The organism is Devosia sp. Soil_C_22 (assembly GCF_057657195.1).
Window position 1 is genome coordinate 2,195,577 of the sequence record NZ_JBDGIY010000001.1, and the last position, 18,660, is coordinate 2,214,236.

General features: G+C 67.0%; 16 protein-coding genes. 8 read left to right on the forward strand and 8 right to left on the reverse strand.

The genetic code is table 11. The features are described from left to right. Nucleotides 1-139: 139 nt before the first annotated feature. Nucleotides 140-1,315 carry an FAD-dependent monooxygenase gene (locus tag AC3A6I_RS10680; RefSeq protein ID WP_487543670.1) on the forward strand — a complete coding sequence of 392 codons (1,176 nt, stop codon included), beginning with the start codon at nucleotides 140-142 and terminating at the stop codon, nucleotides 1,313-1,315. Nucleotides 1,316-1,382: 67 nt separating this feature from the next. Here the strand turns inward: AC3A6I_RS10680 and AC3A6I_RS10685 are convergent, their stop codons facing one another. From AC3A6I_RS10685 to AC3A6I_RS10695, 3 genes are all read right to left on the reverse strand, one after another. Then, nucleotides 1,383-2,120: an invasion associated locus B family protein gene (locus tag AC3A6I_RS10685; protein ID WP_487543672.1), complete on the reverse strand. Its 738-nt coding sequence runs from the start codon at nucleotides 2,118-2,120 to the stop codon at nucleotides 1,383-1,385. A gap of 110 nt (nucleotides 2,121-2,230) precedes the next feature. Further along, complete coding sequence (gene mfd / locus AC3A6I_RS10690) at nucleotides 2,231-5,731, reverse strand: transcription-repair coupling factor (RefSeq protein WP_487543673.1); 3,501 nt, start codon at nucleotides 5,729-5,731, stop codon at nucleotides 2,231-2,233. Then, complete coding sequence (locus AC3A6I_RS10695; protein ID WP_487543674.1) at nucleotides 5,728-6,009, reverse strand: succinate dehydrogenase assembly factor 2; 282 nt, start codon at nucleotides 6,007-6,009, stop codon at nucleotides 5,728-5,730. The genes mfd and AC3A6I_RS10695 overlap by 4 nt, the downstream gene beginning before the upstream one ends. A 104-nt stretch (nucleotides 6,010-6,113) precedes the next feature. Between AC3A6I_RS10695 and recG the strand changes: the two genes are divergently transcribed. From recG to AC3A6I_RS10710, 3 genes are all read left to right on the forward strand, one after another. Next, nucleotides 6,114-8,222 carry an ATP-dependent DNA helicase RecG gene (recG, locus tag AC3A6I_RS10700; RefSeq protein ID WP_487543675.1) on the forward strand — a complete coding sequence of 703 codons (2,109 nt, stop codon included), beginning with the start codon at nucleotides 6,114-6,116 and terminating at the stop codon, nucleotides 8,220-8,222. A gap of 371 nt (nucleotides 8,223-8,593) precedes the next feature. Then, nucleotides 8,594-9,457 carry a flagellar motor stator protein MotA gene (motA, locus tag AC3A6I_RS10705; RefSeq protein ID WP_487543676.1) on the forward strand — a complete coding sequence of 288 codons (864 nt, stop codon included), beginning with the start codon at nucleotides 8,594-8,596 and terminating at the stop codon, nucleotides 9,455-9,457. Between the two features lie 10 nt (nucleotides 9,458-9,467). Further along, nucleotides 9,468-10,382, forward strand: a complete 915-nt coding sequence (locus AC3A6I_RS10710) for a flagellar motor protein MotB (protein ID WP_487543677.1) — start codon at nucleotides 9,468-9,470, stop codon at nucleotides 10,380-10,382. A gap of 50 nt (nucleotides 10,383-10,432) precedes the next feature. Here AC3A6I_RS10710 and AC3A6I_RS10715 read toward each other — a convergent pair whose 3' ends face one another. Next, nucleotides 10,433-10,717: a YMGG-like glycine zipper-containing protein gene (locus tag AC3A6I_RS10715; RefSeq protein ID WP_487543678.1), complete on the reverse strand. Its 285-nt coding sequence runs from the start codon at nucleotides 10,715-10,717 to the stop codon at nucleotides 10,433-10,435. A gap of 133 nt (nucleotides 10,718-10,850) precedes the next feature. Here AC3A6I_RS10715 and AC3A6I_RS10720 point away from each other — a divergent pair, with 133 nt between their 5' ends. Further along, on the forward strand, nucleotides 10,851-12,275 hold the full coding sequence (locus tag AC3A6I_RS10720) for an MATE family efflux transporter (RefSeq protein WP_487543679.1): 1,425 nt from the start codon (nucleotides 10,851-10,853) through the stop codon (nucleotides 12,273-12,275). After that, the gene (locus AC3A6I_RS10725) at nucleotides 12,272-12,748 is read left to right on the forward strand and encodes a YbaK/EbsC family protein (RefSeq protein WP_487543681.1); all 477 of its coding nucleotides are present in this window, start codon (nucleotides 12,272-12,274) and stop codon (nucleotides 12,746-12,748) included. The genes AC3A6I_RS10720 and AC3A6I_RS10725 overlap by 4 nt, the downstream gene beginning before the upstream one ends. Here the strand turns inward: AC3A6I_RS10725 and AC3A6I_RS10730 are convergent, their stop codons facing one another. After that, nucleotides 12,749-13,102, reverse strand: a complete 354-nt coding sequence (locus AC3A6I_RS10730; RefSeq protein ID WP_487543683.1) for a c-type cytochrome domain-containing protein — start codon at nucleotides 13,100-13,102, stop codon at nucleotides 12,749-12,751. It abuts the gene before it with no gap. 262 nt (nucleotides 13,103-13,364) lie between these two features. On the opposite strand from AC3A6I_RS10730, the gene AC3A6I_RS10735 reads away from it, so the two are divergent. After that, complete coding sequence (locus tag AC3A6I_RS10735) at nucleotides 13,365-13,922, forward strand: hypothetical protein (protein ID WP_487543684.1); 558 nt, start codon at nucleotides 13,365-13,367, stop codon at nucleotides 13,920-13,922. 35 nt (nucleotides 13,923-13,957) lie between these two features. Here AC3A6I_RS10735 and miaA read toward each other — a convergent pair whose 3' ends face one another. Continuing rightward, nucleotides 13,958-14,839: a tRNA (adenosine(37)-N6)-dimethylallyltransferase MiaA gene (miaA, locus tag AC3A6I_RS10740; RefSeq protein ID WP_487543685.1), complete on the reverse strand. Its 882-nt coding sequence runs from the start codon at nucleotides 14,837-14,839 to the stop codon at nucleotides 13,958-13,960. Between the two features lie 24 nt (nucleotides 14,840-14,863). Between miaA and serB the strand changes: the two genes are divergently transcribed. Further along, nucleotides 14,864-15,736, forward strand: a complete 873-nt coding sequence (serB, locus tag AC3A6I_RS10745; RefSeq protein WP_487543686.1) for a phosphoserine phosphatase SerB — start codon at nucleotides 14,864-14,866, stop codon at nucleotides 15,734-15,736. Nucleotides 15,737-15,800: 64 nt separating this feature from the next. On the opposite strand, the gene AC3A6I_RS10750 is transcribed toward serB, so the two are convergent. Then, the gene (locus AC3A6I_RS10750) at nucleotides 15,801-17,243 is read right to left on the reverse strand and encodes a Do family serine endopeptidase (protein ID WP_487543687.1); all 1,443 of its coding nucleotides are present in this window, start codon (nucleotides 17,241-17,243) and stop codon (nucleotides 15,801-15,803) included. Nucleotides 17,244-17,481: 238 nt separating this feature from the next. Next, on the reverse strand, nucleotides 17,482-18,657 hold the full coding sequence (gene hflC, locus AC3A6I_RS10755) for a protease modulator HflC (protein ID WP_487543688.1): 1,176 nt from the start codon (nucleotides 18,655-18,657) through the stop codon (nucleotides 17,482-17,484). Nucleotides 18,658-18,660: the final 3 nt, after the last annotated feature.

Sequence of the window (18,660 nt, forward strand, 5' to 3'; positions counted from 1 at the left end):
GACATATTTAGGGCGCAGCTTCGAATGTGGAAAGAGCGCACGAGCGTTGACCACGGTAGGGCCGGCGGCCTGTGCTACCATGTCGCTGGCGGGGGCTTCTACGCACTGCTACTCCGTCATCTTTGTCGAAGGATCAGCAATGGCCAGCCCGATGAGCGCGAATTACGAAGCCGTCGTCGTCGGTGGCGGCCTCGCCGGCGTTGCCGCCGCGGTGGCCGTGGCCCGCTCCGGGCTGGCGACCCTCCACCTCGCGCCAAAGGGCCCGCCCGATCGGCGTACCTCGGCATTGATGGGGCCCAGTGTCGACTATCTGCGCGGGGCCGGCCTCGTGCCCGACCCGGCCGCCATCGGCCATCGGCTGTCGCAAATCCGCATCATCGATGCCACCGACCGGCTGATCCGCGCGCCCGAAACGCTGTTCGACGCCGGTGAGGCCGGCCTCGACGCCTTCGGCTGGAATTTTCCCAACGCCGCGTTGCTCGCCGCCTTCGAGACCACGCGCGGAACGCTGTCCAATCTCGAAACCCGCGACCTCGCCCTGACCGCCATCGAGCCCGACCCGGCCGGCGGCTGGTGCGTCACCCTCACCGATGGCACGGTGCTCACCGTTCCGCTCGTCATCGGCTCGGATGGCAAAAAGTCGCTGGTCCGCGTCGCCACTGATTTTCGCGCCCGCGAGCACGGCTTCACCCAGGCCGCGCTGGTCTGCGATCTCGAGCTATCCCGCCCGCTGGGCGGCTGCTCGGTCGAGTTTCACTATGAACAGGGGCCCTTCACCCTCGTCCCGGCCGGCGGCAATCGTGCCAACCTCGTCTGGATCGATGATCGCGACGTGCTGAAAGCTGCCCAGGCCGGCGGCGCCGAAGGCCTGCGGAAAACCTTCCTCGATAAGTCGCAGCGCCTGTTCGGCGACATCAAGCTGCTGACGCCCGCCCACATGTTCCTGCTTTCGACCCTCACCGTCGACAAAGCCGGCATGAACGGCGTGCTGCTCGTCGGTGAGGCCGCGCATGCTTTCCCGCCCATCGGCGCCCAGGGCCTCAATCTCGGCCTGCGCGACGTCGCCGATCTCGAAGCCGCCCTTGCCGGCGTCGACCGCACCCAGCCCGGCTGGGTAATTGCCGTCAGCGAGGACTATGCCCGCCGCCGCACGGACGACCTGCAGCGCACCGGCGCCATGGTCGACGCACTGTTCCGTTCGCTGCTCAGCGACTTCCTGCCGTCCCAAGCCCTGCGCGCCGGCGGTCTATGGGCCCTGCGCATGCTGCCACCGCTTCGGCGCACCGCCTTCGGCATCGGCATGGGCAACCGCTGACCAGCGCGGCCGCAAAAAGAAAAGGGCGCCGCGAGGCGCCCTTTCTACATCTCGTCCAGTCGGCCGCTTACGGCGTCGCAGGGGCCGGAGCCGGCGCGGGAGCCGCACCGTCCGCCGGCGGCGTTGCGCCATCACCCGACAGTTCCTGGCGGAGCTGCTCGGCACGATCCTGCAGTTGCTGCTCGAGCGCCGACGGGGTCGTCGCCTGCTTGTTGAACTCGTCGAAGGTCATCGCCGCTTCGCCATCATAGACGGCAGTGAAGCCGCCGAGGTTGATGTCGATGACCAGATCCTTGTTCTGGCGATTCTTGGCGGTCAGGCGCAGCGTGCCGCCCTTCTTGAGGCTGTTCACATAGGCCTCGTTGATCACCAACTGGGTGGCGCAGCTCTGCGGGTCGCACAGCATGAACGGCACGCGGATCGGCTTGCCGCCATCGATCTGCCAGGTCAGGCCGAACGGCAGCAGCACCCCGAGCGGCACCGCCGCCACGGCGAGCAGGCGGCTTTCCTGGCCCGGATCGTCGCGCAGCAGGAACGAGCCGAGGAACTGGCCGTTCGCCACCACGACCTGACGCATGATGCAGGCCTTCTTGTTGTCCGCGATCGGGTCGCAGACCTTCAGCCAGTTCTGCGCCGGAGCGGCATTGGCTGCCGGGGCGGCCGCCGGAGCGGCGCCCTCCTGGGCCGGAGCAGCTGCCCCCTCGGCGGGAGCGGCGGGTGCGGCTTCCTGCGCCAGCGCCCCGAAGGTGGGCATCATCAGCGCGGCTACCGCAAATCCGGCGACGGCGAGCTTCTTGAGCGTCATTGAGATTCCTTGTGGTGTCCTACCAGCGGTGGCTCTCACGCCACCTCAATTGCGTGTTCTTCAATGCACGAAATCGGGCAATAGCATGGCCACTGCGACTTCCGAAAGTCTTAACCTGAAACTGTTGCGGCAACGCCCGATTCCGCGGCCAAACGGGCCATCCTCGAGAGAATCGCAGCCGTTCCCTTCAGTCTCGCATCTGCACTTGGCCAATCTCTGGCGAACACGAGTTTCTGATCGGGTTTGATCCGCACTTGCATCTGCGGGTCCGAAACCATGCGCACCAGCCCCGCCGGATTGGGGAATTCGTTGCGCCTGAGCGTGATCACCGCTCCCTTCGGTCCCGCGTCGACCTTCTCGACATTGGCCTGCCGGCACAGGGCCTTGACGAGGATCACCTTGAGCAGTGCCTCGACCTCCGCGGGCAGCGGCCCGAAGCGGTCGATCAGCTCGGCGCCTGCCGCGTCGATCTCGCGCGGATCGGCCAGGTCGCCGAGCCGGCGATAGAGCTGCATGCGCACCTGCAGGTCCGGCACATAGTGCTCCGGAATCATCACCGGCATGCCCAGCGAGATCGTCGGGCTCCACTCGTTGCGGTCCTCGTAGTCGGCATCGCCATCGCGCAGCGCCGCCACCGCCTCCTCGAGCATCGCCTGGTAGAGCTCGAACCCAACTTCGCGGATATGGCCGGACTGCTCGTCGCCCAGCAGGTTGCCCGCACCGCGGATATCAAGGTCGTGGCTGGCGAGCTGGAAGCCCGCACCGAGCGTTTCGAGCGATTGCAGCACCGTCAGCCGCCGCTCTGCCGTGTCGTTGAGCTTGCGATCGGCCGGGATCGTGAACAGCGCGTAGGCGCGCTGCTTGGCCCGCCCGATGCGGCCGCGGATCTGGTAGAGTTGCGCCAGCCCAAAGTTCTCGGCCCGGTGCACGATCAGCGTGTTGGCGTTCGGAATATCGAGCCCGGATTCGACGATCGTCGTCGCCAGCAGCACGTCGAACTTGCCGTCGTAGAAATTGTTCATGATGTCGTCGAGCTCGCCCGGCGGCATCTGTCCGTTGGCGACGACATAGCTGACCTCGGGCACCTGCTGGCGCAGGAACTCGGCAATATCGGGCTGATCCTTGATCTTGGGCACCACGTAGAACGCCTGCCCGCCACGATATTTTTCGCGCAGCAGCGCCTCGCGCACGCTGAGTGCGTCGAAGGGCGAAATGAACGTACGGATCGCCAGCCGATCAACCGGCGGCGTCGCCAGGAGCGATAGGTCGCGCACCCCGGTAAGCGCCAGCTGCAGCGTGCGCGGTATCGGCGTCGCCGTCAGCGTCAGGACGTGCACGTTGCCCTTCAGCTCCTTGAGCCGCTCCTTATGCGCCACACCAAAGTGCTGCTCCTCGTCGATGATGAGCAGGCCCAGATCCTTGAACTTGATCGATTTGGCGAGCAGCGCATGCGTGCCGACAACGATGTCGACCGTGCCCTTCTCGAGTTCTTCCCGAGTGCCCTTGAGCTCGCTCGCGGATACGAGCCGTGACGCCTGCCGGATGCGCAGCGGCAATCCCGAAAAGCGCTCGGTGAACGTCTTGAAGTGCTGCCGCGACAGCAGCGTCGTCGGCACCACCACCGCCACCTGCCGTCCCGACATGGCGACGGCGAAGGCGGCGCGCAGCGCCACCTCGGTCTTGCCGAAGCCGACGTCGCCGCACACCAGCCGGTCCATCACCTTGCCCGACGACAGGTCCTCGAACACCGCCGCGATCGCCGCCAGCTGGTCCTCGGTTTCGTCGTAGGGGAAGCGCGCCGCGAACTCCTCGTAGAGGCCGGTCTGGATGTCGATCGGCGGCGCGGTCACCAATTGGCGCTGCGCCGCGATCTTGATGAGCTGGTCGGCCATCTCGCGGATGCGCTTCTTGAGCCGGCTCTTCTTGGCCTGCCAGGCCACGCCGCCCAGCTTGTCGAGTTCGATGACCGCGTCGGCGCCATAGCGCGACAGCAGCTCGATATTCTCGACGGGCAGATAGAGCTTCGTGTTGCCCGCGTACTCGATCTCGACACAGTCGTGCGGCGCGCCCTGCACCTCGATGGTCTTGAGCCCGAGGAACCGGCCGATGCCGTGGTCCACATGCACCACAAGATCGCCCGCGGCGAGGCCCGCCGCCTCGGTCAGCGCGTCGGATGCGCGCTTGCGCCGCTGTGGCCGCAGCAACCGCTCGCCGAGAATATCCTGCTCGCTGAGCACCAGCATGTCGTCGGTCTGAAAGCCCGTCTCGAGCCCCAGCACCACCAACGCCGTCGTTTCCGCCGAAGTCGTCTCCGCGTCGCGCCAGTTCTCCGCCATGCGCGGATGCGCCAGCCCGTGGTCGGCCAGCACCTGCGCCATGCGGTCGCGCGAACCTTCCGACCAGCACGCGATGATCGTCTTGCGCTTGGCCTTCCGCTCGCGCGCGAAGAGGTTCACGACCGCCTGGAACAGGTTGACGTCCTGCGCCTGCCGCTCCGCCGCAAAACTCGGCGCCACCCGCCCGCCTGCATCGTCGGCGCGCTTGGTGTCCGGCGTCGCGAACGGCGACAACTGCACCACCCCGCCCTTGGGCGCGACCTCGTAGATCGCCTTGCCCGTCTCGTAGAGCTGCTCCGGCGGCACCGGCTTGTAGGGCGGGCCGGAGTTCGGCGCCTGCTTTTCGTGCCGCGCATCCTCGCGCGCCTGATAGTAATCGGAAATCTGCGACAGCCGGTCGACGAAGGCCTCCTTGGCCTGGTCGTCGAACACGAACGGCGCGGCCTCGGTGTAGGCGGTGAGGTGGTCGAGCGCCTCGTAGAAGAAGGCCAGCCAGTGCTCGACGCCCGGATAGCGCTGCCCAGCGCTCACCGCCGCATAGAGCGGATCGTCCACCGTGTTGCCACCGAACATCGTCGTGTAGCGCGCCCGGAAGCGCTTGATTGCCTCATCGCTCAGCAGCACCTCGCTCATCGGCGCCAGCGCGATGCGCTTGACGTTGCCGGTCGTGCGCTGTGTGTCAGGATCGAAGGTGCGGATGGTCTCGAGCTGCCGCCCGAAGAAGTCGAAGCGATAGGGCTGCTCTGCTCCCGCCGGGAACATGTCGATCAGCCCGCCGCGTACCGCATACTCACCGGTCTCGCGCACCGTCGGCACACGCAGATAGCCATTGCCCGCCGCCCAGCCGACCAGCTTTTCGCTATCGACCACCTGCCCGGCCGCCGCGGCAAAGCTCATCCCCGCCACCACGTCGCGCGGCGGCAGCTTCTGCGCCAGCGCATTGACGGTGGTGACGACGATCGCCCCCTTGGCCGCCCCGCTGGCAACGGTCGAAAGCGCCGTCATCCGCGCCGCCACGGTCACCCCGTTCGGCGACACGCGGTCATAGGGCAGGCAGTCCCAGGCGGGGAGCGACAGGATCTGGTGCCCCGGCATCAGCTGCTCGAGGATTTCCAGCATGCGCTGCATGCGTCGCCCGTCGCGCGCAACGAACACCGCCGCGACACCCTCGTCCGGCGCCTGCTTCAGCCTCTCCTCGACGAGCCGCGCGAACGCGACGGGCTGCATCCCGTCGGGCACGTTGGCAATGGTGCGATCGGCGCGCAGTTCGGTCATTTCGAGGTCCGGAAGTTGAGAACGTCCGCGAGCAATGCGTGGTCGGCGTCCGCGGGTGTTGGCTCCTGGCCCATCAGCCACTTGAGCAGGTCCGTATCGGCCTCCTCCAGAAGCTGCTCGAACCGGTCGAGTTCCGCGGCACTCATCGTGCCGAGCTTGGCGTCGGCATAGGGCCCGAGCAGCAGGTCCATCTCCTTGGTCCCGCGATGCCAGGCGCGATAGCGCAAACGGCGCTCGCGCAATGCAGAATCTTCACCGGCGTCTTTTTGAAGGGCCATGATCGGGTCGTCTCGGGGGATGTGGGAGGCGTGTTTACGCTCTCGGCGCGCCCCTGTCCACGTGAGGCTTGACCCATGCCGGGCGGCCATCACACATGGCAGGCATGGCGCGTCCACCCATCCTCGATCCGCTGTTCCGTTCGCTGCACTCCATCAAGGGCGTGGGCCCACAGCTCTCGTCGTTGCTCACCCGCTTCTTCGGCGCGCCCGAGGGGCAGGAAGCCATCGCGCTCGACCTGCTCATGCACATGCCCTCCGGCGTCGTCGACCGCCGCCGCATGGAGGGCATTGCCGGCGCCGTGCACAACAACATCGCGACGCTGAAGCTGCATATCGACCGTCACCAGCCCCCGCCACGCGGTCGCCCCAACGTGCCGCATCGGGTCTTCGCCCACGACGAAACCGGCGAGATCCAGCTCGTCTATTTCCGCGCTCAGGGCGGCTGGGTCGAAAAGCTGCTGCCCGTCGGCGAGGATCGCTACGTCTCGGGCACCATCGGCTTCTTCAACGGCGAAAAGCAGATCACCCATCCCGACTATGTCGTCGAGGTCGACAAGTTCGAGGATATGCCATTGGTCGAGCCGGTCTACCCGCTCACCCACGGCCTCGCCTCCCGCGTCCTGATCAAGCTGATCCGCCAGGTGCTCGGCACCCTGCCCGAGCTGGCCGAGTGGATGCCGGCCGAGCGCATTGCCGAGTTCGGCTGGCCCACCTTCCAGGCCGCCATGACCGCCTCGCACGCCCCCGACACGCCCGACGATGCGCAGCTCTGGTCCAAGAACCGCATGCGCCTCGCCTACGACGAGTATCTCGCCGGCCAGCTCGCGCTGCTCATCGTCCGCTCGCAGCTCGTCTCGCCCCGCGGCATCCCCCGCACCTTCACCGGCGAGATCACCGCCGCGGTCACCGCCGCCCTGCCCTACACCCTCACCGAAGGCCAGCGCCTCGCCGTCGAGGATATTCGCCACGACCTCGCCGCCCCGGAGCGCATGTCGCGGCTGGTGCAGGGCGATGTCGGCGCCGGCAAGACCGTCGTCGCCCTCATGGCCATGGCCGCCGTTGCCGAGAGCGGCGCGCAATCCGCCATGATGGCGCCCACCGAGCTGCTCGCCGCCCAGCACTACCGCTCACTCGCCCCGATCTGCGTGAAGGCCGGCCTCGGCATCGAGCTCCTGACCGGCAAGATGCCCGCTGGCGACCGCCGCGCCGCCCTCGAACGGCTGCGCACCGGCGAAAGCCACATCGCCGTCGGCACCCACGCCCTGTTCCAGTCCGGCGTCGAGTTCCACAATCTCGGCCTCACCGTCGTCGACGAGCAGCACCGCTTCGGCGTCCACCAGCGGCTCGCCCTCAGCGAGAAAGGCGCGCATGCCGACCTGCTGGTGATGACCGCGACCCCCATCCCGCGCACCCTCGTCCTCACCCATTTCGGCGACATGGCCGTCTCGATCCTGCGCGAAAAGCCGCGCGGCCGGCAGCCCATCGACACCGCCGTGCTCTCGATCTCCGAGTACGACCGCGTCATCCAGCGCCTCAGGGCCCGCATCGACGAAGGTGCACAGGCCTTCTGGGTATGCCCGCTGGTCGAAGAGAGCGAAACCCTCGAAGTCGTCGCCGCCGAGGACCGCTTCGCCGAGCTGAAGAAGGTCTTCGGCGACCAGGTCGTCCTCGTCCACGGCCGCATGAGCGCGGCGGCGAAACAGGCCGCCATGGACCGCTTCCAGAACAACGAAGCCAAGATCCTCGTCGCCACCACGGTGATCGAAGTCGGCGTCGATGTGCCCAACGCCACCATCATGATCATCGAGCATGCCGAGCGCTTCGGCCTCGCCCAGCTGCACCAGCTGCGCGGCCGCGTCGGTCGCGGCAGCCAGCGCTCCGCGTGCCTCCTGCTCTACAAGGAGCCGCTCAGCGAAACCGCCGAAGCCCGCCTCGAAACCATCCGCAAGACCGAGGACGGCTTCGAGATCGCCGAGAAGGACCTCGAGCTGCGCGGCCAGGGCGACGTGCTCGGCACCCGACAGTCCGGCATGCCCGGCTACCATCTTGCCGTCCCCGACGTGCACCGCCACCTGCTCGAATGGGCCCACGAGGACGCTCGCAACGCCCTAGGCCGTAACCCCGGCCTTACCGGTCCCGACGGCGACGCCCTCCGCATCCTGCTCTACCTGTTCCGCAAGGACCTCGCGATCCCCCTGCTCCGCGCCGGCTGACCGGTACTGGGGCCTTGTATCCAACGGCAACCCCACACACCGGCTGTCACCCCAGCGCAAGCTGGGGTCCAACTCACAGCCCGCACCGATGCACAGATGGATCCCTGCTTTCGCAGGAATGACAACCGTGGTTGCGGCTGCCTCGCTGCCCCAGCAAACCCCCGCCAAACCGCCCGCCCCGATTAGCCGAACCTTAACCCGCCGCGTACGACATTAGCCGCCGAACGCGTACCCGACTCTGCCCGTAAGCGGCAGCGGCATCCGGAGCGATGCTGAAGGGTCTCGCAGAAGCGAGTTTATGACTGGGCACTGCCGTTCGGACCCTCCTTCCGACCATGCGGTTCCCGTTTTGAGTACGGGGCGTCACGCGTATGCGGCTCATCGTCGGTATTGTCGTTATCTTTGTGTCCGTGCTCGGTGGCTACATCGCCATGGGCGGCCACATCGAAGTGCTGATCCAGCCCTTCGAAGCCGTGATCATCCTGGGCGCTGCCTTCGGCGCCTACATCATCGGCAATACCGGTCCCGTCCTGAAGCAGACGGCCGGCTTGTTCGGCATCCTGTTCCGCGGTCCTCGCTACAACAAGGAAGCTTATGTCGAGCTGCTCGGCCTGCAGTTCACCCTGTTCAAGCTGGTGCAATCCAAGGGCGTCCTCGCCCTCGAGCAGCACATCGAGGATCCTGAGAACTCGCCACTGTTCCAGCGTTTCCCGACCTTCATGAAGAACCACCATGCGGTGGTGTTCATGTGCGACTACCTGCGCATGGTCACCCTCGGCTCCAACGTGGTGCACGAGATGGAATCGCTGATGGACGAGGAACTCGAGACCCACCACCAGGAGAACGAGCGCCTGATCGGCGCCGTCCAGTCCCTCGCCGACGGCACCCCGGCGCTCGGCATCGTCGCCGCCGTGCTCGGCGTCATCAAGACCATGGGCTCGATCAGCGAGCCCCCCGAAGTGCTCGGCCACATGATCGGCGGCGCCCTCGTCGGTACCTTCCTCGGCGTGTTCGTTGCTTATGGCTTCTTCGGCCCCATGGCGCAGTCGCTGCGCAATATCTTCGAGGCCGAGTCCAAGTATTTCCTGTCCATGAAGGTCGGGCTGCTCGCTCACATGTCGGGCTATGCCCCGTCCATCGCCATCGAGTTCGCCCGCAAGGCCCTGATGAGCGAAGTCCGCCCGACCTTCGCCGAGATCGACGAAGCGACCGCGAACCTGCCTGCGCTGACCTAAGGAGCCCGTCGTGGCCCTCCCCGGCAACCAGCCGATCATCGTCAAGAAGATCAAGAAGAGCGGCCACGCCCATCATGGCGGCGCCTGGAAGATCGCCTATGCCGATTTTGTGACGGCCATGATGGCCTTCTTCCTCCTGCTCTGGCTCATCTCCATGACCACGCCCGAGCAGAAGAAGGGCCTCGCCGACTATTTCGCTCCACCCAACGTCTCCGAAAGCACCAGCGGAGCCGGCGGCGTCATGGGGGGACAGGCCTTCACGGCCGATGGTGCCAAGATCGCCGTGGATTCCAGCAAGGACGCGCTGACCGCCCCCGAAAGCAGCCAGGCCGGTCCGCAACTGGAATCGCGCGGCGGGACCGACGACGCCGGCGGCAGCCCCAACGAGGCAACACGCGCTTCCACGGTGCCGATGCAGTCGCAGTACAACACCGATTTCCACAGCGCTGCCGCGAGCATCCGGCAAGCCTGGCAGGCCGATCCGGAGATCACCACGATCTCCGACAGCCTCCTCGTCGAGGAGACCGAGGAGGGCCTCAATATCCAGATCATCGATCAGGAAGGCCGCCCCATGTTCCCCGAGGGCTCAAAGTTCCCCTACGAGGAAACCCGCAAGGCCATCGCCGCGCTTGGTCCCATCCTCGAGCGCCTGTCGCGCCCGATCGCCATTTCCGGCCACACGGCCGCTGGCGCGAGCTATCCCAATCCGCGTTACGGCGCCTGGGACCTGTCGAGCGACCGCGCCAACACCGTCCGTTCCATCCTCGGCGAGTTCGGCCTGTCGGACGACCGGCTGCAGTCGGTGACCGGCCAGGCCGCCGCCGATCCGCTCTTTCCGAACGATCCCTATCTTGCCGGCAATGGCCGCGTCGAAATCACGGTCAAGTACGAAGCGCCGCCCGTTCCGGCAAACCTCGCCCCGTGAAACGAAAAGGCCCGGCGCTTGGCCGGGCCTGTCCCTGTAAAGCTGCCGAATCAGCCGCGCGGCGAGCACTCGGCGACGAAGCGGCGACCGTTGCGGTCTTCCCACACGCACTTGGTGGGATCATCGCGATAGCGACCGACCAGCGAGCCAGCAACCGCACCAGTGAGGCCGCCGACCGTCGCGCCGACAACAGCGCCGCCGAGCGAGCCGGTAGTAGCGCCGCCGATGACTGCGCCGGTGACTGCACCGACACTCGCCGCCTTTTCCGTGGTCGAGCACGCCGAAAGCGTGAGTGCCGTGGCCAGCACGGCAACAGAGGATAGGATTTTACGCATGGGAAGATTTTCTCCGCAGGTGTTTTGACGCCATGAACCCCTGAGCATGAATGCACATTTCGCCGTTTAGTTCCACGCGCTTGTGAGACCTTTGTGATTGGGCTAAGCGTCTCGCCCGCGAGTGGAATGCCAAATGTCTGAACAAGTTGCGGCGCCGGCCTCCGGCGTCGGCGAAATCTCTTCACGTGGCTGGGCCACCGAGTTCCGCGCCAGCCTTGCTTTGGCGTGGCCGCTGATCATTGCACAACTGGCCCAGAACCTGCTCTTCACCACCGATGTGGTGCTGATGGGCTGGCTCGGCCCGAAATATCTCGCCGCCGGCACGCTGGCCGGCGCATTCCTGATGCCCTTCCAGCTCACCGGCATCGGCATTGTCGGCGCCGTGGCGCCGCTCGTCGCCCAGGCCCGCGGCCGCGGTGACACCAAGGCCGTGCGCCGCATCGTCCGCCAGGGCTTCTGGGTCGCGATCCTCATTTCCACCCTGCTGGTGCCGATCGTCCTCAACATCCGCCCGATCTACCTCGCCATCGGCCAGGATCCCGAGGTCACCGCGCTCGCCGAAAGCTACATGCTGGCCGGCTTCTGGATGCTCTATCCCGCGCTCGGCATCGCCGTGGTGCGCTCGTTCCTGTCCGCCTTTGCGGCGACCCGGGTGATCCTCGTCGTCACCGTGCTCGGCGTCATCGTCAACGGTCTCGTCGCCTGGGTGCTGATCTTCGGCCATTTCGGCTTCCCGCGGCTCGAGCTGCGCGGCGCCGCCATCGCCACCGGCTTCGTCAACCTGTTCATGTTCCTCGCGCTGCTCGGCTACGCCGTCACGCACCGCAAGCTGAAGCGCTTCTATATCCTCGCGCGCTTCCTCAAGCCCGATTGGAAGCACTTCTTCGAGGTCCTGCGCGTCGGCGTGCCGATTGGCCTCACCGTCGCCGCGGAAGTCGGCCTGTTCTCGGTCGCCGCCATCCTTATGGGCCGGCTCGGCACCAACGAGGTTGCAGCCCACGCGGTGGCGCTGCAGCTCGCCTCCACCGCCTTCATGGTACCGCTCGGCCTCGGCGTCGCCGCCACCGTGCGCGTCGGCCTCGCCGCCGGCCGCCGCGATCCCGAAGGCGTGCGCCTTGCTGGCTGGACCGGCCTCGCGATGGGTGTCGGCTTCATGGCGCTCACCGCGACGCTGTTCCTCGTCGCCCCGCACGCCCTGGTCGGCATCTTCCTCGATGGTTCCGACCCGGCCAATGCCGCCGCCCTGATGTTCGCCGCCACCTATCTCGGCATTGCCGGCATCTTCCAGCTCGTCGATGGCGCCCAGGTCGTTGCCGCCCACGCCCTGCGCGGCCTCTCCGACACCCGCACCCCGATGTTCCTCGCCATCTTCGGCTACTGGTGCGTGGGCCTGCCCACCGCCTACCTGCTCGGCTTCGTCGCCGATCTGCGCGGCGTCGGCATCTGGCTCGGCCTCGCCGCCGGCCTCGCCTTCGTCGCCATCCTGCTCGTCGGCCGCTTTGCGCTGCGCGAGCGGCTTGGCCTCGTGCAGAAATTCATGGCAGACAACCCCGCATGACCCAGCTCAAGCCCGCCGAACAGCGCGTCGCCGACGCCCTTGCCCGCCACGCCCTGCCCGGCCAGGTGATCGTGCTCGATCAGCTCGCCACCACCGCCCAGATGGCCGCCGACGCCCTCGGCATCGAGGTCGGCCGCATCGTCAAGTCGCTGCTGTTCAAGGGCAAGGACAGCGGCAAGCCTTACCTCCTGCTCGTCTCCGGCAGCAACCGCGTGCACGAAAAGCGCGCCGGCCAGCGCATCGGCGAGGCGCTCGAGCGCCCCGACGCCGATTTCGTCAAGCAGCATACCGGCTTTTCCATCGGCGGCGTCTCGCCCTATGGCCACCCGGCCCCGCTGCCGACCTATCTCGACGAAGCGCTGCACGGCTTTGCCACCGTCTGGGCCGCCGCCGGGGACCCACGCTCGGTCTTCGAGATCACCGCGGCCGACCTCGAGCGCACCACCGGCGCCACGCGCATCGACGTCACGTAACTACTTTTCGAGCAGCCCCGCGTCGATCCAGCGCGCGATCAGCGTGATCTGGTCCTCGCCCAGCGGATAGCTGAGGAACGGCATGCGCGGCGTCTTCTCGCCCTTGAGCCGCTGGATCAGCTCGCTATGGGCGGCATCGCCCGCCAGCACCACCGCGCCGTTCTTGCTCCCCGCAACTGCCGAAGCGTAGCTGTCGAGATGCAGCCCGTTCGCCGCGCCCTGCGGCCCGTGGCACATCACGCAATGTTGGGTGAAGATGGGCTGCACGTCAGCCCAGGCCGGAGCAGTCGTGTCCTCGGCCCAGCCTGGGAGTGCCAGCAACATGCCGATAGCGAACACGAATATCCGCTTCACGTCGTCCTCCGCAGCCGCGCTGTGTACAAGTCGTCATATAGCCAATCAATAGCACATTCCCGACAGCGTGGGTAAATCTCCAGCGCGCGGAAATCGCGCTACTACCACCGCGGCTAAGTCTTTGGTGATATGCTTCGCTGCGCGTCCATGTCGTGCGCCGGTTCTGACGAAGTGCTAATCTCTCCCGCACAACCGTGGACATCCCGCCCGCGTTTGACTGTTTGAGGAGGGTACAGTGAAGGCACTTGCAGTTTTTGCTCTGGTGACATCGCTTCTCCCGACGGCTGCCCTGGCCGTCGACGTCGATCTCGACCAGTTGCGTGACGCCGTAAGCAAATACAAGGACGTGAACGTAGCACTGGCGGATGGCTACATCCTGCCCGAGGACCATTGCGTGTCAGCCGCCGAATCCGGCTTCCCGGCTGAGCTCGGGGCCATGGGGCTGCACTACATCCACCCCGGCCTGCTGCAGATCACCGCGACCGCGCCACGGGTCGACGGCGGCTCGACCTATACCGACTGGATGAAGCCATCCATCCTGATCTACGAGCCCCAGGCCGACGGCTCGCTTGAGCTCGTCGCCGTCGAGAACCTCGTCTTCGAAGCCGCCTGGGACGCCCAGGGCACCCCGGATCAGCTGGTGCTCAATGGCCGCAACTGGGACCACATGGCCGACGACCCGGCCACCCCCGGGGATGAAGCGCACGGCTTCGCCCCGCATTTCGACCAGCATGTCTGGCTGTTCCGCGATAACCCGATGGGCGAGCTCATGCCCTTCAATCCCGCCGTCTCCTGCGAACACCATGCCATGAAGCACTGATCGAAGGCGCCGGCCCGAACCTCGCGGCCGGCGCCTTACACCGCCACCCGGTTCCAGTCTGCCATCCGGTTGCGGAACCATGTCCGTTGCCGCTTGGCATATTGCCGCGTCGCAATCACCGCCCGCTCCATCGCCTCGTCCTCCTCGATCTCCCCCGCGAGCAGGGCAGTGATCTCCGGCACCCCGATCGCCTTCATTGCCGGCAGGCTCGGATCGAGCTTCAGCGCCAGCAACGCCTGCACCTCCTCGATCGCCCCGCCCGACATCATCGCCGCAAACCTGGCCGCGATCCGCTGCCGCAGCACCTCGCGGTCCGGATCGAGCACCAGCTTCTCGACCTCGAACCCATCCAGCAGCCCGGCCTGCGCCTCGTCCTGGAAGCTCGCCAGCGACCGCCCGGTCGCCCTCAGCACCGCCAGCGCCCGCGTCACCCGCTGCGGATCCGGCGCCTTGAGCCGCGCCGCCATCACCGGGTCACGCGCCGCGATCAGCGCCCCGCGCGCCTCGCGGTCGAGCCCGGCGATCTCGGCCTCCACTTCGCGCACGATCTCGCCCGGCACCTCCGGCACATCGGCAAACCCGTTGAGCAGCGCCTCGAAATAGAGCCCGGTGCCGCCCGTAAAGATCAGCACCCGCCCGTCCGCCTCGGCGATCACGGCCATTGCCGCCCGCGCCCAGTCCCCGGTCGAAAACCGCACCGCCGGCGGCACCTCGCCGTACAGCCGGTGCGGGGCCAGTTCCATCTCGATCGCCGAGGGACGCGCCGTGATCAGCCGCAGCCCGTCATAGACCTGCAGCGCATCGGTGTTGACGATCACCCCGCCTTGCTCGCGCGCCATCGCCAGCGCCAGCGCCGACTTGCCGCTGGCGGTCGGACCCGCTATCAACACCGCGCGTTTCCCGGGGCTGACGCCCATATCTCCGGCCTTTCGACGATATCCATGACGGTACTCTGCCTCATCGCAAATCCCGCCGACCCGGCGCTCGACTCCGCCCTGGTCGCGGCGATCCAGCACGAGACCGGTGGCGAGATCAACTGGCTGCACCAGCGCGTCGCCTGCGAGATCGAGCGCCCGAAGGTCGCCGATCCGGTCGCCTCCGCCCGCGCCATCATCGGCGACAAGCCGGTCGATACCGCCCTTGTCCCCGCCGAGAATCGCAAGAAGCTCGTCCTCGTCGCCGACATGGATTCGACCATGATCGAGCAGGAATGCATCGACGAGCTCGCCGATGCCGTCGGCATCAAGGCCGAGGTCGCCGCCATCACCGAGCGCGCCATGAACGGCGAGCTCGATTTCGAGCAGGCGCTGCGCACCCGCGTCGCCCTGATCAAGGGCCTCGAGCGTCACCTCATCGAGGAAATCCGCCGCGAGCGCATCACCCTCGCCCCCGGCGGCCGCGCCCTCATCCACACGATGAAGGCCTACGGCGCCTACACGTCGCTGGTGTCGGGCGGCTTCACCTTCTTCGCCGATTACTTCGCCAAGCGCATCGGCTTCGACGAAGCCATCGCCAATGTGCTCGAGTTCGATGGCGACCGCCTCACCGGCACGGTCGCTGACCCCATCGTCGACAAGTCGACCAAGCTCGCCCGCCTGCGCACCCTCACCGCCGAGCGCCACCTCGACATGGCCCTCACCATGGCCGTCGGCGACGGCGCCAACGATCTCGACATGATCAAGGCCGCCGGCTGCGGCGTTGCCCTCCACGCCAAGCCGCACGTCGCCGCCCAGGCCGACGTCCGCATCGACCACGCCGACCTCACGGCGCTACTCTATCTACAGGGCTACACGGACGAAGACATCGTCCGCTGATCGGCATGAGGACCGACGCGTGTCGAAGGCACTATCTCGCCACGCCCGGGTGGGTATGTGGCCCCTACCCCAATCGCACCGCAATAAACCGGCTCGTCCCCGCCGGATCGGTCACCTTGAACAGCACCGCCGGCCGTCCCGCCTCGCGCGCCTCGGCGACCAGCTGGTTCAGTTCGTCCACCGAGCCGATCTGGCGTTGGTTCACCTCGGTCACGATCAGCCCCGGAATGAACCCCTTCGCCTGCGCATCCGAGCCGCTGCGCACCGTCGTCACCACGATGCCATTCTCGCTTTCGGCGATGTCGAACTCGCTCCGCCGCGCGTCGTCGATCGGCGCCACCTCGAACCCGACCAGCTCGGTCAGCCCCTCGGGCGCCGGCGACACCTCGACCTCTGCCTCGGGCGCGGGTGCATCGGTGGCCGGAGCCTCGGCGTCCGGCGTCACCCCCGCGAGCAACTGCTCGCCCAGTTCCAGCCGCCCCAGCGTGATGTCGATCGTGAGCTCCGTCCCATCGCGCAGCAGCTTTACCGGCACGGCCTTGCCCACCGCAGTCTCAGCCACCACCCGCGGCAGGTCGCGCATCCGCGCAATCGCCTTGCCATCGAACTCGAGGATGATGTCTCCTTCCTTGACCAGCGTCTCGGACGGCCCGCCCTTGGTGACGTTGATCACCAGCGCCCCCGATGTACTCGTGAGGCCCAGGCTGTCGGCAATATCCTCGCTGACCTCCTGGATGCCGACGCCTAGCCAGCCGCGCCGGGTCTCGCCGAACTCGCCGAGCTGGGCGATCACCGGCTGCGCCAGATTCCCCGGCACCGCAAAGCCGATGCCCAGCGACGAGCCGCCGCGCGCGATGATCGCGGTGTTTATGCCGATCACCTTGCCGTTCATGTCGAACAGCGGCCCGCCCGAATTGCCCTGGTTGATCGCGGCATCGGTCTGGATGAACTGGTCATACGGACCCGACTGGATGTCACGGTTGCGCGCTGAAACGATCCCCAGTGTCACCGAACCACCGAGCCCGAACGGGTTGCCGATCGCCATCACCCAGTCGCCCACCACCGCCGTGTCGCTGTCGCCGAACTCGACAAACGGCAGGTCGCGCCCTGCGTCGACCTTGAGCAGCGCCAGATCCGTCTTGTCGTCCCGTCCGACGATCGTCGCCGGCAGCCGCGTCCCGTCGGTCAGGTAGACCGAGATTTCCTCCGCTCCGTCGATCACGTGGTTGTTGGTCACCACAGTGCCGTCAGCGGAAATGATGAACCCCGAGCCGAGGCTGCGCGCCTCCTGCATCTGCTCCTCGCCCAGCCCCTCATTGGGGTTGTGCTCGTCGAAGAATTCCTGCAGCGGCGAGCCTTCCGGCAACTCCGGGAACGGCACGCCCGGTCCGCCCAGCACATGCCGCGAAGTCCCGATATTGACCACGGCCGGCGACAGCTGTTCGGCGAGCTTGGCCACCGAGCCCGGTCCCTGCGCCTGGGCCAGCGCCGCGCCGCTCAAAGGCATCGCCAGCCCCGCGGCCAGCACTACCATCCCGAACAAACGCCCCGCACGCCACATCGACCGCACTCCGATTCACCGGGATGACCTATCCATGTCCCGGCGCCGAGCTTATCCGCGAAGCCGACGCAAGAGAACAAGTCCTCGTCCGCCATGCGCATGCGCCGCCGCACGAATGGTTGATGCGCAACACTTGGTGTTGCCCGAAAACGAAAGCCCCGGCACTGGGCCGGGGCTTTGAGGATCAGGGAGTCGCCGCCGGTGCCGCGCCATCGGCGGGCGCCGGGACCGGAGCCGGCGTCGTCTCCGCCGGGGCAGCCGGGGCCGGCTCGGGAGCCGGCGCCGGAAGCTCGGGAACCACCTCCACGGGAGGCGGCACTTCCGTACCCACCGTCGGCGCCAGCGTCTGGCCGTTGTCGAGCGTCAGCTCGGGCACCGGAGTTTCCTCGATACCCAGCCCGTCGAGCGCCGGCCCCTGCGTGCGCGGCACCGCGGTCTCGGGCACAGGTGCCGTCGCAATCGGCGCCGCCGGGCTCGGGTTGCGCGCCGGCAGTTCGCCGTTCGAGCCGAAATAGCGGAAGAACTCGCTCTCGGGCGACAGCACCATGGTGGTCCGGTCCCCGCTCATTGAGGCACGATAGGCCTGCATCGAGCGGAAGAATTCGAAGAACTCCCGGTCCTGGCCGTAAGCCGCAGCAAAGATCCGGTTCCGTTCGGCGTCGCCCTGACCGCGGATGATCTCGCCGTCACGGGTAGCCGCCGCCTCGATCTCCACCGCCTGGCGCTCCGCGATGGCGCGCAACGTCTGGGCTGCTTCCTGGCCGCGCGCCCGGATACCGGCCGCCTCGGCAAGACGCTCTTCGCGCATGCGGTTATAGGTGCTCTCGAACACCTCCGCATCGAGATCGGTTCGCACGATACGCACGTCCAGCACCTGCACGCCGAGATTTTCGACGTTGGGGCGGATCAGGTCACGCGCCTCCACCATCATCTGCGCGCGCTCTTCCGACAGCGCATCATCGAAGTCGCGCAGACCGTAGACCTGGCGCAGCACGGCCGCAAAGCTCGTGCTGATGCGATCCTCGACCACCGACAGCTGGCCCAGGGCGCGTTCGCGGAACAGGCGCGGGTCGGTAATGCGGTAGGTCAGGAACGCATCCACGATATAGAACGCGCCGCCCTGCACCTGCACGCGCAGATCGGTGATGTCGACGCGCAGCAGCCGATCGTCGATCAGTTGCACGGTGTCCACGATATCGGTCGGAATCTTGAAGTAGACGCCCGGTTCGCTGCGCACGTCGGTGATCTGGCCGAAGCGCAGCACGATCGCCTGCTCGCGCTCGTTGACCACGTAGAGTGAGGAGAAGAAGACGTAGATGAGGGCGACGACGGCAATGCCGGCAACAACAAGTCTGTTCATGGC

Coding starts and splice junctions, on each gene's coding strand:
- AC3A6I_RS10680 (WP_487543670.1), top strand. CDS start 140: ATGGCCAGCCCGATGAGCGCGAATTACGAAGCCGTCGTCGTCGGTGGC.
- AC3A6I_RS10685 (WP_487543672.1), bottom strand. CDS start 2,120: ATGACGCTCAAGAAGCTCGCCGTCGCCGGATTTGCGGTAGCCGCGCTG.
- mfd (WP_487543673.1), bottom strand. CDS start 5,731: ATGACCGAACTGCGCGCCGATCGCACCATTGCCAACGTGCCCGACGGG.
- AC3A6I_RS10695 (WP_487543674.1), bottom strand. CDS start 6,009: ATGGCCCTTCAAAAAGACGCCGGTGAAGATTCTGCATTGCGCGAGCGC.
- recG (WP_487543675.1), top strand. CDS start 6,114: ATGGCGCGTCCACCCATCCTCGATCCGCTGTTCCGTTCGCTGCACTCC.
- motA (WP_487543676.1), top strand. CDS start 8,594: ATGCGGCTCATCGTCGGTATTGTCGTTATCTTTGTGTCCGTGCTCGGT.
- AC3A6I_RS10715 (WP_487543678.1), bottom strand. CDS start 10,717: ATGCGTAAAATCCTATCCTCTGTTGCCGTGCTGGCCACGGCACTCACG.
- AC3A6I_RS10720 (WP_487543679.1), top strand. CDS start 10,851: ATGTCTGAACAAGTTGCGGCGCCGGCCTCCGGCGTCGGCGAAATCTCT.
- AC3A6I_RS10725 (WP_487543681.1), top strand. CDS start 12,272: ATGACCCAGCTCAAGCCCGCCGAACAGCGCGTCGCCGACGCCCTTGCC.
- miaA (WP_487543685.1), bottom strand. CDS start 14,839: ATGGGCGTCAGCCCCGGGAAACGCGCGGTGTTGATAGCGGGTCCGACC.
- serB (WP_487543686.1), top strand. CDS start 14,864: ATGACGGTACTCTGCCTCATCGCAAATCCCGCCGACCCGGCGCTCGAC.
- AC3A6I_RS10750 (WP_487543687.1), bottom strand. CDS start 17,243: ATGCCTTTGAGCGGCGCGGCGCTGGCCCAGGCGCAGGGACCGGGCTCG.
- hflC (WP_487543688.1), bottom strand. CDS start 18,657: ATGAACAGACTTGTTGTTGCCGGCATTGCCGTCGTCGCCCTCATCTAC.